This is a genomic window from Paenibacillus sabuli, assembly GCF_014705605.1.
GTDB classification, from domain to species: domain Bacteria; phylum Bacillota; class Bacilli; order Paenibacillales; family Paenibacillaceae; genus Paenibacillus_D; species Paenibacillus_D sabuli.
Genome location: NZ_JACXIZ010000040.1, coordinates 1 through 15,404 on the forward strand (window position 1 = coordinate 1; position 15,404 = coordinate 15,404).

Annotated in this window: 9 protein-coding genes and 1 pseudogene; 6 read left to right on the forward strand and 4 right to left on the reverse strand. The window is 52.2% G+C overall.

The window, feature by feature from the left end:
- Positions 1-426: 426 nt before the first annotated feature.
- Genes IDH44_RS26730 through IDH44_RS27030 form a run of 3 tightly spaced genes read right to left on the reverse strand, consistent with a single transcriptional unit; the run spans position 427 to position 1,653 of the window.
- The gene (locus tag IDH44_RS26730; protein ID WP_223869875.1) at positions 427-1,059 is read right to left on the reverse strand and encodes an IS110 family transposase; all 633 of its coding nucleotides are present in this window, start codon (positions 1,057-1,059) and stop codon (positions 427-429) included.
- Positions 1,056-1,355, reverse strand: a complete 300-nt coding sequence (locus IDH44_RS27025; protein WP_263364400.1) for a hypothetical protein — start codon at positions 1,353-1,355, stop codon at positions 1,056-1,058. The genes IDH44_RS26730 and IDH44_RS27025 overlap by 4 nt, the downstream gene beginning before the upstream one ends.
- Before the next feature lie 13 nt (positions 1,356-1,368).
- Positions 1,369-1,653 carry an IS110 family transposase gene (locus IDH44_RS27030; RefSeq protein WP_263364399.1) on the reverse strand — a complete coding sequence of 95 codons (285 nt, stop codon included), beginning with the start codon at positions 1,651-1,653 and terminating at the stop codon, positions 1,369-1,371.
- Positions 1,654-2,267: 614 nt separating this feature from the next.
- Between IDH44_RS27030 and IDH44_RS27235 the strand changes: the two genes are divergently transcribed.
- The 5 genes from IDH44_RS27235 (at position 2,268) to IDH44_RS20195 (ending at position 11,389) form a co-directional block, all read left to right on the forward strand.
- A complete protein-coding gene (locus IDH44_RS27235) occupies positions 2,268-4,466 on the forward strand; it encodes a helix-turn-helix domain-containing protein (RefSeq protein ID WP_190920624.1) in 2,199 nt (732 codons plus the stop codon).
- 378 nt (positions 4,467-4,844) lie between these two features.
- On the forward strand, positions 4,845-5,714 hold the full coding sequence (locus tag IDH44_RS20180; protein ID WP_190920625.1) for an ABC transporter permease: 870 nt from the start codon (positions 4,845-4,847) through the stop codon (positions 5,712-5,714).
- A gap of 17 nt (positions 5,715-5,731) precedes the next feature.
- Positions 5,732-6,601: a carbohydrate ABC transporter permease gene (locus IDH44_RS20185; protein ID WP_190920626.1), complete on the forward strand. Its 870-nt coding sequence runs from the start codon at positions 5,732-5,734 to the stop codon at positions 6,599-6,601.
- Positions 6,602-6,672: 71 nt separating this feature from the next.
- The gene (locus tag IDH44_RS20190; RefSeq protein ID WP_190920627.1) at positions 6,673-8,280 is read left to right on the forward strand and encodes an extracellular solute-binding protein; all 1,608 of its coding nucleotides are present in this window, start codon (positions 6,673-6,675) and stop codon (positions 8,278-8,280) included.
- A gap of 91 nt (positions 8,281-8,371) precedes the next feature.
- Positions 8,372-11,389 carry a BNR-4 repeat-containing protein gene (locus IDH44_RS20195; RefSeq protein WP_190920628.1) on the forward strand — a complete coding sequence of 1,006 codons (3,018 nt, stop codon included), beginning with the start codon at positions 8,372-8,374 and terminating at the stop codon, positions 11,387-11,389.
- Between the two features lie 192 nt (positions 11,390-11,581).
- On the opposite strand, the pseudogene IDH44_RS27465 reads toward IDH44_RS20195, so the two are convergent.
- Positions 11,582-11,770: pseudogene (locus IDH44_RS27465) on the reverse strand (type II toxin-antitoxin system death-on-curing family toxin); the annotation flags it as partial.
- A gap of 128 nt (positions 11,771-11,898) precedes the next feature.
- Between IDH44_RS27465 and IDH44_RS20205 the strand changes: the two are divergent.
- Positions 11,899-15,378 (forward strand): glycosyl hydrolase family 28-related protein, encoded by a 3,480-nt coding sequence (locus IDH44_RS20205; protein ID WP_190920629.1) that lies wholly within the window; start codon positions 11,899-11,901, stop codon positions 15,376-15,378.
- Positions 15,379-15,404: the final 26 nt, after the last annotated feature.

Here is a 15,404-nt window from a genome sequence, read left to right on the forward strand (position 1 = left end):
GCCTGAAATCGATCGAAATAAGCGCGCTGGCAACCGTTCCTCGTATTTAAGAGATTTTCTCACGAATGCTCACGCATTCGCAGGATTTCGAGATTTTGCACAAGTTGCATCTTGGCGGCGTACGACGAGATGGACGGGAATGGACGCGTCGTGGATGGATTCGGGCATGCGGGAACAGAAGGGGCGAGTGGTCGCCACTTACGTAGAACGCTTCTTCTGTCGCACATGCTCCACCTGAATCTTGGAGGCTCACCCTCCCATGCATCAACGGGTCTATGCCCTGCCATTCCTTCGTTTCACCTGTCCAAGCGGTGGAGTCCGATTTCGTTTAGCTGACGGGTCGTAGCCCTTGACGGTTGCCATACTCGGTTCCTTGTGCGTTTTGGGATCGGGCCTCCTGCGAATGCCTGAGCATTCGTAAGCGGATCAAGCTGGGTGGTTCGTTTGACTGGCGACGACACGACGGCGGCCGTGAATCAAGCGGCGGCGGCGATCCCCGGACTTCGGTAGTCCTCCCCGCGCTGCACCATCCCGACCAGGATACGACAGAGCTTGCCCACCAGCTTCAGGATCGGTCATCCCGCGCGCCACATGGTGAGCGTGCCAGCGCTTGAAGTCGGGGTGCTGGCGCACCAGGCTGAGGACCGCCAGGAACAAATGCTTGCGCAAGGTACTGTCCCCGCGCTTGGACAGCTTGATCTGTCCCTTGTAGCGTCCGGAGGTGCGTTCGGCCAGGTTAAGGCCGGCGCGGCACAGCAACTGGTCGCCGTGGGCATAGTGACGCAGGTCGCCAGCGTAGCTGAAGAGACTGGCGATGGCCACGCTGCCCAGGCCCTGAATGCTGCGGAGCTGCTCGACCAGCGGCAGATCGCCGAAGAGCGCCTCGACCTCCTCCATCACCTCCTGGAGCACCTGCGTGGTCGAATCGTACTGGTCCACCAGCCGCTTCAGGTCGCGCTGGGCCTCAGACTCTGTCCCGCGTTTGCCGACGCTTTGGGCGGCGCACTGTAGCAACTGCTCGGCCTTGGCTTGGCCCAAGGCGCCGGCGGCGCGCTTCATGCCCTGCTCCTGCCCCCCCCCCTGATGACCTCCTCCGCCGTGAGCTTGCGAAGCGTTCGGGGTGAGGGGAAGGCGCGCAGGGCCGCCAGCGCCCGAACCCCGTCCCATGCCTTGAACACCTGCTGGAACTCCGGGAAGTATACATCGATCCAGCGCACGATGCGGTTGCCCAGACTGCCCTGTTGACTGACCCAGTACTCGCGGTCACTCATGAGCGTCTTCAACCGGTCATAGGTGGGGGAGAGCGGCTCGTACTCGCTGTAGAACCCACGGCTGACCGACTCCGCGATGACCAGCGCATCTTTGGCGTCATTCTTGGACGGGCTGTTGTTCCGATTTTTCCTTGTTGCGGTGCGTGGTCATCGGGTTGACCAACATGACAGCCACGCCTTGCTCCACCAGCGCATTGGCCAGGTTGAACCAATAGTGGCCGGTCGGCTCCATGCCCACGAGGTACGCCACCTTCCCGTGCCGGGCGCAGGCCGCCTCGATCCAGTCCCGCAGCTTCTGGAACCCGGCTTGCGTATTGGGAAAGGGGAGCGCACGCCGCGCCAAGGTCATCCCTCGAAAATCGACGATTTGGGCGACGTGCATCTCCTTGGCGATGTCGATGCCGACGATGGCGTGTTCGGCTGTAATGCGGGCGATTGACCCTTCACACCTCCATCATACGGGGCACTCCTGTTTTTTCCAAAGCCGCTAGCTTAGCGTATACAGGAATGTTTAGCTGAGGTGCGTGCGTTTGCCCGCCTGATGGATGAGCTGTCTTGGTTATTTCGTGAAGGATCCTTAGACCGATGGATCAGCCAATCACAGCGCACAGGTTCCTTTAAAGAGAAGGACAACCGCTCATCAGAAGAGCAGGAATTACTGGAGCTGCGGACGAAGAGGGGGGAGATTTAAAGCAAGCCGCGCTATCCAGGGGATGAAGGTAACTATCATTCGAAATAATTATGATCAATACTCGGTATCAGCATTGTGTAGCGTCCTGCAAATTGCAAGAAGTACGGTTTATTATTTTCAAGCGGCTTTTCATGCAGATCCAAAGCAGGATAGTGCCGAAGCAATCTAATTGCTTTATTTCATGGATGTTTTTTGAAGGCAGTTGTATAATTAAGTTATACACACAACATTCAACAGCATTGAAGTGTGAAACGAAACGGTTGATTCACTAACGGCAACAGTTGATCAAAGAGGGAGATGTAGGGGTGCGCTGGAGACATGGAGAGTCTTATTTTGCTAAATTTATATTCGTGTTCTCTATTTTTGTACTTCTTCTCACGGGGGTCAGCGCAAGTCTGCTGTTGACCAAGTCAAGAAGTGTAATGATCGAGGAAATTTCCAAGGACAGTCAACATCGGTTGGACAATATTCGCGATTACTTGCAGCATACGTTATTGCCTAAATATGAGGCCCTATTGATGGAGATGGTGCTCTCGACGCTTTCTCCTTACAGCGAGGAAGCGGTTCCCTTTTTTCTGACCGGCAACGCCAGTGACAGCGGATTTAGAATCGCGAAGTTCAACGCGGATTTGGACATCATTCGGCATTCGAATGAAGGCGTTTTCAACATCACGCTCTACGTTCCCTCTTCCGAGACTATAATCGGGTCTGATTACTATTATGAAAATTTGCATCACTCGGCCGACGCGATTTTTATTTCTTCATTGTCCGAGCAGGTCGGGCAATCACATAAGTGGTTGTATCGGGAGCGAAATGAGACGTCCCTGCTCACATACGTTTATACCTTGCCGTATTTGTCGGAAGGTCAGGCGGTCAAAGGCTATTTGTATATCGATTTGGATGTTGGCGATATTACGGACATGCTGAATCTAATACTGAGCACATCTTCTGAACAATTATATGTGTATGATGATAACAATCAATTGCTTTTTTCTACAGCAGCGGATGGACAATCCGACCGGCAATTATTTGAACAAACCCTCAATCCAAGCCATGCATCAGGGTTTGATATCGTGGACACAGCGAATGAAAGCTTGGTGGTGGCATACTCTGCTGATCTATCTGTGAATGATTGGCGTTTTGTTGTGACCCGGCCGCTTCATTCATTTTTATTGTCATCCCAATCGATGCAGCGGACGATCGTGATTGTGTGCGCGTGTGTGGCCTTTTTTGGTCTCATTGTAGCCTTTCTGCTATCGCGCTTTTTTTATAAGCCTTGGAAGAGACTGATTTTTAATATACAACATGTGTATACGTTTCCTTGGCTGCCCGATCAAAAAAATGAATATCAAGTAGTCGATACCCTTTTACACCATTTGGATCAGCAGTTTGCGTCGTTCCATCATAAACTGAAGGACACGCAATTGTTTCACTTGCTTAGGGGGAATATGAGGGAAATTGATGACACTCCTGTACCGCTAGATGCCTACCATGTCGCCGCGTATATACAAGTGAAGAATCAATCAGGCCTGATGTTTATAGAGAAGTACAGGGCTTCCGGTCACTCGATTTCCCATGAGATTGTCTGCTTGAGCCAGAATGAAGTGGCCATCATTTATAGCTTTGAAGAGCAAATAACGGACTATACGGATGGCATTCAGCGCGAGTTGGAGAAGTTCAAGCTTGTCACCGGATATCATTTTATCATCGGTATAGGCAGCATGGTTCCGACCGTCGAGGAGATCTCCAGCTCATTCCAGCAGGCGACCTATGCCATTACTTATATTTTTTTAGACCACGAGGCGTCAAGCTTTTCCTACACAGACGTGTCGGAACTGAGTCAAGTATCCAGTGATTTGCAGTTGGACCAGTTTAAAAACGCATTGCACGCCGGGGAACTAAACAACGTAAGTTCCTACTTGCAAGATTTTAAGGAAAGACTAAGTGAGAGCAATGTCACGGTAGAAGCTGCCACGTTTGCGTTCAAAGAGCTGGTTATGCGGTTGTTTCAAGTGATGCTGGAGCACCGAATACAGGACCCCCAAAAGACGGCAAACGATTTATATACGGAGTGCAAACAGGAAACCTTGGAGCGTAGTTTGCAAGTATTGTACAGGCATTGCAAAGTGGCCGTAGCGTTCATTCAAAACGCCATGAATCCGTCTCATGCTGAAACCATACAAGAGATGCAAAGATACATACGCGATCATTTGAAGGAGGATATTTCACTTGACGTGTTGTCTGAACGCTTCTCCTACTCCCCGTCGTACATCTCAACCTTATTCAGAGAAGTGCTGCACCAGTCCTTTACGGGGTACGTCACGCAAGTGCGATTAGACAAGGCGGCGGAGCTGCTGCTTGAAAGAACGTTGACCATACAGAAAATCGCGGAGCATGCTGGGTTTAAGAACTCGCAATATTTCGCCACCCGATTTAAAAGCAGGTATGGTGTGACGCCTTCCCAATATCGCGATAGTTCCACCCCCAAAACGAGTCTTTCTTGAGAAAACATACCCGATTCGCGAAAAACGGTTTGCATTTTGCAAAATCGTTTTTTTGTGGTGTGGCGATTGAAACCGGCATATAGACGAACTTTTCCTTCCTATAGCCGTTTGCCACAACGTTTAAAAAACTTCAATGGTGTTTGCTTTTTTTTGAAATGGACTTTTTATCATTCAAAGTTATACAGACCCTTCGATTTTAAACTTTACGCCGCAATTGTAATCGGCTAATGTGTAGCATGTCAGAACGAAAGCGTTATCAAAATTTGCGGAAAGGTGGCACAACAGAAGGTGGCAACAGACAGAATAGCGACGAAAGGTCGTCAATTGATTCAAACGCACTTCCGGAATCGGATAGCCGCATACGTGAAGTACAAGTATATGATCCTGCTACTGCTCCCCGGCCTGATCTGGTACGGTGTGTTTTTTTACGCGCCGCTTTATGGCATTCAATTGGCGTTTAAGGATTTTAGAATTATGGACGGCATTACCGGAAGTCCATGGATTGGTCTGGACAATTTCAGAACGATATTTCGAGCCTCCAGCGACTTTTCCACCATATTAAAAAACACCGTGCTGATTAGCTTCTATCATATTTTATTTGGCTTCCCGGCGCCCATTATTCTTGCATTGCTTTTCAACGAAATACGATTTAAGGTCTTCAAGCGCATTACGCAGACGATTTCTTACTTGCCGCATTTTTTGTCATGGGTGGTGCTGTCCGGCTTATTAATTACAATCCTTTCGCCCTCTTCGGGAATCGTGAATGAACTGATCAAGGCGCTTGGTTTCGAGCCGATCTACTTTTTGGGAGACCAGCGGTATTTCCGGTTTACATTGGTCATTTCGGCCATATGGAAGGAAGTCGGGTGGGGAACCATTATTTATTTGGCCGCACTCGCTTCCGTCAATCCCCATTTATATGAGGCGGCTGTTGTGGACGGTGCGGGGCGCTGGAAGCAGACCTGGCATATTACGCTTCCTATGATTATGCCGACGATTGCCATCATGTTCATCTTGAGGATTGGCGGCATTCTTGATGCCGGCTTTGATCAAATCCTGAATTTGTATAATCCGGTTGTGTACGAGGTCGCCGACATTATTGATACTTATATTTACCGGGTTGGAATCGGGCAGTTGCAATATGGGATTACAACAGCAATCGGGCTTTTCAAAAACGCCATTGCAATTACGCTTGTACTGGGTACAAATTATATCGTGAAGAAATTAGGACAAGAAGGATTGATTTAGAAGGAGGTTCTATATGCATGGCAATGACAACTGGAGAGAAATGGTTTCAAGGATTTGCGGTGGTGCTCAGTGCAAGCCTATCCTTGGCGATGATCTATCCGTTTATTCATATGATTTCCATTTCGTTGAGCACACCGGCTGAGGCTCTTAGACCCGGCATCCACTTATACCCTCGGGAGTTGACATTGGATGCGTACCAGAAGGCTTTGACTTCCAACGGGATGTGGTATGGATTCCAGAATACGATTTTTCGTACTGTGGTGGGCACATTTCTAAGTCTGGTGTTCATGTCGATGGCGGCGTATCCGTTATCCAAAAAGGACCTGCCGGATCGAAATTTCTTCATGATGTTCATTATTATGACGATGTTTTTTAGCGGAGGGCTCATCCCTACCTATTTGTTGGTCAAAAACCTCGGATTATTTGACTCTAGGTGGGTGTACGTCATTCCCGTGTTATTCAATACGTTTTCACTCATTATACTCCGCAACTTTTTTATGGAAATTCCAAGTGAACTGGAGGATTCGGCCAAAATCGACGGGGCGAATGACATTCGAACTTTATTTTCCATTGTCATTCCATTATCCAAGCCCATTCTGGCGACTGTCGGGCTCTGGTCGGCTGTGATGCATTGGAACGCGTGGTTTGACGCCTTGATTTATGTGCAAGATCAATCCAAGGTGGTCTTGCAAGTGTTCATACGCAGGCTCATTGTCGAAAACCAGGATCTTGAAATCATGAAGATGATGGATGACCAAAAAAGTCTTAATGCCGAGACGGTCAAGGCTGCGGTGTTGATGGTTGCTACGTTGCCGATTTTGTTGCTATACCCGTTTTTGCAAAAATATTTTATTCAGGGAATATTAGTGGGTTCTTTAAAGGGATAGTTCAAGCAGGATATTTTCAGAACAATGGTTCTGCAAATATAAATTTATAACCTAGACGAGGAGGCAGCAACATGAGCAAGCCCAAAACGCTGGTGGCTAAGCTGGCCCTAGTGCTGGCAATCCTGATGCTGGCGGCGGCGTGTGCCAATGCGGAAAAAAACACGAATGAAACGAATGAGGGAAATCCACCTGCAGATGAATCGTCCAACCCTTCGGGGGGATCCTCGCAAGACGAAGAGCCGATTCAAATCTCTTGGTTAAGCTGGAATGGACCGGAAGGGGACGACTCCCCGGTACAACAGTATTTGGAAGAAAGGTTCAATGTGAAAATCAAAAATGTTCGCTTGGAAAGGGCACAGTGGCAGCAACAACTGAATATCAAACTGGCTGCCAAGGAAATACCCGATGTATTCTGGCTGTGGAGCAGCGAAGAAATTGATATGTATGCCAAGCAGGGTGTTCTGGCCGAGCTGCCGGTCGATCTGATTAAGGAAAAGATGCCGAGATATTCCGAGGATGTGGATCAAGGCGATCCAAACTTGTGGAAGTATGCGCTTGTTGAAGGGGAAAGCTACGCCATACCTTTGTATTGGCCTGACGGTCAAACCCCGTTCCTGCCGGGATATAACGAAAGCTGGTTAAAGGCGATCGGGTACGACCATCCGCCGACGACTTTGGAGGAGTTTGAAGATGTGCTCTATAAGTTTCGAAATGATGATCCTGACGGGAACGGTGTAAAAGATACGTATGGCATGACCGCCCGCGCAAAGGATGCATTGCCTCAGGCGTTTAATGTCGTGTTTAATGCATTTGGCATCGTGCCTCCCTACGACAATATGTTTTTTTATGATCAGGAGGACAACATTACATTTTCAATGATAACGGAAGAGGCAAGACAAGCGTTTAAATTGTTGCATAAATGGTATGAGGATGGCGTCATCGACCCCGAGTTCATCACGACCGATTATACGAAGATGAGACAAGATTTTGCCAACGGGCGTGTAGGTGTGATTGACCCGGGACTCTGGTATCATCATCAAAATGTATTCGAGCCGGAGTTTAAAGCGGTTAATCCGGAACAAGATTATGTGGTCGGTCAGCCGCTGAACGGCCCGAACGGGGAACCTGGGAAGGGCCTGTCTTATGGATTGAAAAACAACTATATTGGGATGGGTATTCAAGTCGAAGGCGACACAAAGAAACGAGATAAAATATTTGAAATTCTGGAGGCGCTTGCCACTGATGAAGAAACGTACTTAATGGCTTCCTATGGCAGAGAAGGGATCGATTATACAATGGAGGATGGGGGCGTTGTTCCGATTCCGGAATACGTCGATAGTCAGGTGCGTGGGGCCGAAATTGGCGCAGGACCCTACTACGGCCTCTTTATGACAAAGTCATTCCCCATGCTCAAGCATGACTTGCCGAAAGTAAAATCGGACTATAAATCAAATGTAACGGAAGGCGTTCCGACGTTCTCCAATGCAGTCATGGGCAATGTTCCCGAACTGGCTGCCTATCCGGATCTGAAAAAGCTGTCGGACAGCTATTTCATGAAGTTTATTTTGGGGGAAGTTGATTTGGATAAAGGATTCGATGATTTTGTCGAGCTATGGAAAAAATCAGGTGGACAGGAAGTATTGGAGGCAGCGGGCGAAGTGGCCCAAAGCCTGAACTAAAAGGAGCGCTTGTATCCTGGCTGCATGGCCGGGATACGCGTTTTCCCGTTGAAAAGACGATTTAGTGAACCGAAAAAGGAGGCACGTTTCGATGAAGAAGCTGCTGTTTCGTTTTGGATGGGGTGTCTTTTCACTTGCGGTGCTGCTGGTCCTTCCACTTATGGCCAATCAAGGGAACCAAGCATCGGCCGCCACGACGCCATACTTTTTCGATGGCTTTGAATCCGGATGGAACAATTGGATCAGTTCTCCGGGAAATGGGACCCCTGTGACGAGCACGAATCAGGCGCATGAGGGAAGCCGGAGTTACATGGTGGATGAGGACAAGGATGCCATCACATATGTAAGCGCAACCAATTTGAACCAAGTTGTCTCGATCTGGTTCTATGACAATGCATCGCAGGCCAATATGACGGTACTGGCGTTCGTTGATCCCAATCAAAGCATGAAGGATGTTGGAATCGGGGTAAACACAAGCGTGAGTACGACCAAGTACGTCACTCGGATTGCGGGGACGACCGTCGCGACGAGCGTCGACAGAACGACAGGCTGGCATGAGTTGGTTTTTGATTATCGTTCGAGTGCGAAAGCGGATCTATATATTGACGGGACATTTGTCCGCACGACCGATACGGTATCGTTCTTCAAGCGTATTGCTTTGGGAGATTACTGGATGGACGGGCAAGTGAGCGGTGTCTATTATGACGAAGTTACAATCTTGAACACATTTCCCTGGGTGACGGTTGAAGATGCCATGGGCTTCGAAGTGGAAGGCGCTTGGCAAAGTGAAGCGTATTTGTTGGAGGATAATCCCACCTTCAGTGAAGAGGATTTATTGGCCACCTCGACAACCACCTATGCTGCGCTGGCTTCAGGTCTTTCGATTTCCGACGAGCGAGTCCAAGCGGGCGGGGCCTCCGGTCGATGGGCGGACCATCCGTACTACCCGACGATTTCGACAAGAGTCCTCAATGAAGATTGGTCCGACGGCAACACCGTCACATTCTGGGTATATTCAGAGGAGCCGACCAAGGAAGAGGTAACATTGATCCTCTATAGCGATAATGCGACAACCGAATGGAAGGAATTTTATTATCGCGGCTTCGAGATTGATTGGACGGGCTGGAAGCAGTTACGTATACCTTTCCAGGCGTTCCAAACCTATGGAACGCCTGGTGGTTGGGACCAAATGGAAGAAATTAAATTTTCATCTAAATCCTTTCATCATCAGCCGAGTCCCTACACCGTATTGCATCTGGATGATTTTCGTGTGACGGAAGAGTCCCCCGCGGATATTGCGAATTTGCTGGATGAATGGACGGATCCCGAGGTCGATCAGACATTTATCACGAAGTACCCTGCCGCGTTTGAAGATGTGTCTTTAATGGATGTGGTTTTATTCGTCAATCATTTGACGGAATATGAAACGGCTTCGCCTTCCCGGCAGGCGGTCCTTGCCAGTCAGAATGCGGCTATCCTGGCCAGAAACGGGCTGACAGGTCAATCCTTTACACGCGATCAGTTCGTTGACGCTGCTGCGGCTCCATTAACAGGCGTTCATCATGATATTGTGGAGATGGATCCGGATGTGCTCAATCATTCGTACCCCGAACTGCGAGATACGCCTACGGGTGCAATCCAATATGAAGCCTATTGGAAGAGTGAACGAGCCGTTTACGGATACAACCCGGCCTTTTACCCCGGACCGGTCAGTCTGTCGCCAGATGGACAGCCCTACATTAAGTATGGCAATAGCATCATTCAAGTCTATCACACCGAGGAGGAGCAGTGGCTGATTCATGATATCGAGCCCGTATATCACAGCTATATCACAGGTACGCTCGGATGGGACGAATACATTCATCGGGACGATCAATTTTATCAGGATGTAAAAATTCGCTTCGATAATGACGGGGATGCGTACATTCTGGCCACTGTACAGAAATTGAATCCGGATGGGAGCAAGGCGCCAGCCATTGCGGGCTTGCTTTTACACTCCACGGACGGGTTAAAGTCTTGGGAGATTTATGAGCTGCCCAAAGCGTTCGGGAAATTCGAAAATCGCGAAACGTACAACGTGGACGCGATGAATGCTCCGCCGGTCATTACGCTTAGCGACCAATGGGCAAACGGCGCTGTAGATAAAGGGGGATACTTGTTGCTCCCGGAAAAACAACCGAACGGCACATTGGTGTTGCCCAGCGCGATTCAATTCTGTGATGGCTGTATATCAGTGGCGCCGTATCATTCCGGCGATGCGAACATTGCGATCACTTCAGGGAGCAAGGTCTATCTCGTATTTGGCATGACGGATGTCACACAATCGCCTTCCATTCCGTCGAACCATCCGGCCAACAGCTTGTCCTGGGTCAAAAATGGCGTCACATATTGGAGTCATGACGGGGTGCCGACTTATATCGTGAGCTATGATAAGACGACGCAGACCGTTTCCGATCCCGTGTTTGTAGGCTATGGCGGCAGATCGATAGATGCACATAACTGGCCGGCCTTGTCGATCGATAGCACGGCTCGCTTGCATCTGGCCATAAGTGGACATCACGACCCCCTTTATTATGTGAGAGCAGTCAATCCGAATGATAATACGGCTTGGGGGACGCCGGAGCTTGTCGGCTCGGCGATCACGTACCCGGCCATGGTGATGGATGCGGACGACACGTTGTATATCATTCCGCGAGACTCCCAGCGTGGCTATCGCTTTGATCTTACCTTGTACCGGAAAGAAATAGGGGCAAGTTGGGCGGGGCCTGTGCAACTGGTCAATCGTTTCAAACCCTATTATGAGGTATGGAATCAAAAGCTGACGATTGATCCGGCGACAGGCACCCTTTATTTGTCGTACTATTCCGCGGCCAGGCAGGTTCAATTTTTCAAGGATGAATATGATGCGATGATGTACATTTGGCCGGATCGAGAGAGGCTAGTGAATCCGGATGGGCTAAAAACACCGGTGGGGACGTATCAGACGCCAGGGAGAATGTACGTGGAGGCTGGGGGCATGGTGCCCTCTGAAATGACAACATTGATCTCAACTGACGGTGGCGATAGCTGGCATCTGGCCGAGACCTCCGACTACGCGTATACCCCATAGCAGCGTCACACGGGCGAATTGCAGACTTGCAAAAAATGCGGCAATTCAGTCAAAGAGCCATCGACCAGTCATCTGGTGGATGGCTCTTTAAAATAAGCTCATAATTAGGACGGGGGGAATTTAGGATGTTTTCTGATCGGGAACAGCTCCAAGAAGTCTTAAAAAAGGCAAATCAGTATGCACGCAAGCGCGCTAATGAATGGGGTGCCTCTCGGCTTTTTGGGGATCCATTGTAAAATGGAGGCCAATAAAACGCAGGAATATCACCAATGCGGTGAATGCTGTTCGTTTGTTGGCGTTGTGAAAAGGATGGTTTTGCCCGAGCGATTCAAATCAATCGGCAGCCTTCTAAAAAATAGTCGGATACGCATCTTCGCCAGAGACGGTCGATGAATGGCGGACTCAAGCAGTCAGGGGCGCACGAAATATGTTACTGGCGCTGGAATGCGTCAGGCTTTACGCTTGAATGGTTTCTTGAATCGGAACCTACAAGCGAAAGGATGGATCTGATGAACAAATTATTCAGGGTAGCTGCGATTCTCTTCTTGTGCGTTTCACTGCTTCCGGCGGTAAGACCGGGTGGAGAGGCCAAGGCCTCGTCGCCGTCGCCGCAGTATGTGTCCATGGAGACCGAAACGCAAGGCGATTGGGTCGGGGTGTACGGGGCGGACGGCTATGTGCTTCCGTTTTTTTCGACGACGCTGACGGATGGGCGCGACACCCCGCCGGCCGCCGATGTCACAGATTTACCTGATTATGTAAACGGTTACTCGAAAGCGGGGACAAGCTATTGGGCCTTGTCGCCCAACGATCCGCGCGCGCTGCAGACGCCGGATGGAACCGCCAGGAAGAAGATCAGCGTCTACGTCGGCACGACCGGGACGTACAGCTTTGATCTTGACGATGCCGAGCCGCATTTGTTTACCGTCTATACCACCGATTTTGGGTCGCAAGAGACCGTCGAACAGCGGTTCCAACTGCTGGACGACCAGGATCAGGTGGTCGATGAGCGGATGATCGATACCATTAATCAAGGCAAATATGTTACGTATATGGTGAGCGGCGATTTTAAGCTGAAGGTGACCAATGTCATCGGGAGCTACGCCTATGCCCAAGGCTTTTTCTTCGACGAGCCGGTGCCGATTAGCGTCGCCGATCTGACGCTCCAGAATTTGGGCGACCGCAAGGTACAGCTGGATTGGACGGATACGGCATCGACCGATGTGGATGTCTTGCGGAAAAAACAAGGCGAGAGCGCCTTCCAAAAGATCGGGGAGGCCGCCTCGGGTGTCACGACGTACACGGATGAAGACCTGGAGGCCGGAGCCGAGTATCAATACGCGCTGCAGAACGTAGACGGCGAGCTGCGTTCCTTGCCTTCAGGCGCGGCCTCGATTGTCGTGCCGGCGTATACGCAGACCCGATTGACGTTCGACTCGGCGGAGATCGAGGCGGATGCGGGGCAGACCCTGAACATCGGACTGACGCTTGAGACGGTCAGCGGAGCGGTGTACACGCCGCTGGAAGGTCAGGCGATCACGCTCCATCTGGAGGGGCCTTATGTCGGCAGTACGATCGAGGAGCAGCTCGGCACCGTCACCACGGATGCCTACGGGGAAGCGCAGCTCGCGTGGACGGCCGATTATGCCGGGGCCTACGAGGTGGTAGCCGCGATGCCGCCGGATGATGACGAGCAGTTGGCCGCAGCCGAGGCGCGACTGCCGGTCGACGTGCGCATCGAGGCGTGGGAGCAGGCTCCGGTCATCCTGCGGACGTCGGAGGCGGTCCAGGCGGGAGAGGTGCTGTCAATCTATGGCGGCGGGATGGACGAGGCGGGGACGTCGGTATGGATCGAAGAGTGGACCGGATCGTCGATGCCGGCCGCGCCTTCCCCCGCCGCGCTTGAGCTGACGACGGCCCAGCGGGAAGCGGAAGGCGGGCGATTCGCCCGGATCATCGTGCCGACGGCATTGGATAACGGCGTGTACGCCGTATGGGTCGAGAATACGTACGGGTTGAGCGATCCGGTGCTCGTCAATGGCGCCGATCCGCACTGGCTGGCTGATGATGAGGCCTATGCAGGGTTGGACGTGCGGCTGATCGGGCGCAATCTGGATGCGGCGGAATTCGGTGCGACGACGAACACGCAGGTGCGACTGGTCGACACCGTGAGTCAGCAGGTCGAGCCGGTCAGTGTAACGGATGTGTCGCCTTACGCGCTGGACTTTCAGGTGGGCAGCGCGCCTGCCGGCGAATACGCGGTCGAGGTGCGGAACGGCTCGAATGTGCCGTGGACCCGCTTGGCGGGCGAGACGCTGACGGTAGTGAGCGCAGGCGCGAATCCCGATCCGCTCGGCCTGAACGTATCCTGGGCCAAGGATTTTAACTGGGCAGAGGTCCGCGACATTCAACTGGACTACGGGGCGGCGGGCGACGGCGTCACGGACGATACCGCGGCGATTCAGGACGCCATCGACGATGTCGCGGACGACGGCGGCGGGGTGCTCTATTTCCCGGCGGGCACTTACCCGCATACCGGGCTCGACATGCGGGCCGGCGTCGTGCTCCAGGGCGAGGATCACGATACCGCGATTCTGCATTTCGTCGGCAGCGGCGGCGCGATGTTCGGCAGCAAGGGCGACGGCGTCACCGTAGGCCTGACCGGATTCGCGAGCTTGAAGTTGACGGTGGATGCCTCCGGGCTGTCGGGTACGGTGAGCTTGTTTGGATTGGGACATTCGTGGAACACGGCGAATCAGACGGCCAGCCGCTTCTTCGTGTACGACACGGTCGCCGACTTGCCGCTCGATGACCAGCAGGTCGGCCTGGCGGCGGTCATTGGCGCGAAGGAAGACGTGTTGTTTTTGGACAATGCCTTTACCGGCTATGAGATGGGCATCTATTCGCCCTTCATCGAGCGCAAGCTCACGATTCGCAACAACCAATTCGATATTGCGGAGGGCAATATCATCAATACCGGCGCCAAGCGGATGATCATCGAAGGCAACCACGGCACCGGGCATCTGATCCCCGGCGTGACCGAGGGCGGTAATTTCCGCGGCATCAAGTTCGGCATCGGCTCGCGCGGCTGGAATGCCGAAGAGATCTACATGGCGTCCAATACGGTAGAAGGCGTCGGCTCGGAATTTAACGACGGCGAGACGCTGCTGATGGAGAATCCGCAATCGAATTTTGCGGACGGCGAGATTCTGGGTGCCACGTCCGATACAGCCACTCTTGGCATCGATTTCGAAGCGGCCGGGAAGAGCTGGAGCGAGCAGTGGAATATCGTGATCGTCGCAGGCAAGGGACTCGGCCAGATGCGGAACATTACCGACTATGACGACCATGTGGTGACGGTGGATGAGCCGTGGACGATCGTCCCCGACCGCACGAGCAAGTTCAGCGTGCTGCGCATGGCGCGCGACGTCGTGGTGGCGGACAATGAGACCCTGGACAGCCGCGGCGGGATCCAGGTGTATCACAATACGTACGACGTCGTCATTGCCGATAATGCCACGGATGACACCGAGGGCATCTCGATCTGGGGACGCGAATCGGACGTCAATTCGCCGGAGCCGGTATACTTCGCGCAGGTCAAGCGCAACACGCTGGTCGGCGCATCGCCGCATTTCGAGACGACCTGGGCCGGGGTCCACGCCGCACTGGGCGGCGCGCACAACGGACATATCGACGTAGTCATCGTCTATGGGGCGGAATTCAAGGGCAACACGGTCAACCGTCAGGGCTCGGAGGATGTCGCCACGCTGCGGGGCGTCGCGGCCGCGATGCCGATCGCTTTCCGCACGCCGCTCGAATTGACGGGCAAGGGCGTGCTGGCGACGCTGCTGGAGGGCAACGCCATTGCGCATTCGGATGTCGGCTTCCTCGTGTCGCCCGGCGTCGACGCGACGTTCCTGAAGGACAATACGTTCACTTCCGTGGACGAACCGCTTCAAGACGAAGGGACGAATACGATCGACTGGTAAGGCTTTGGCGCCGGGCGGCTGCTAAA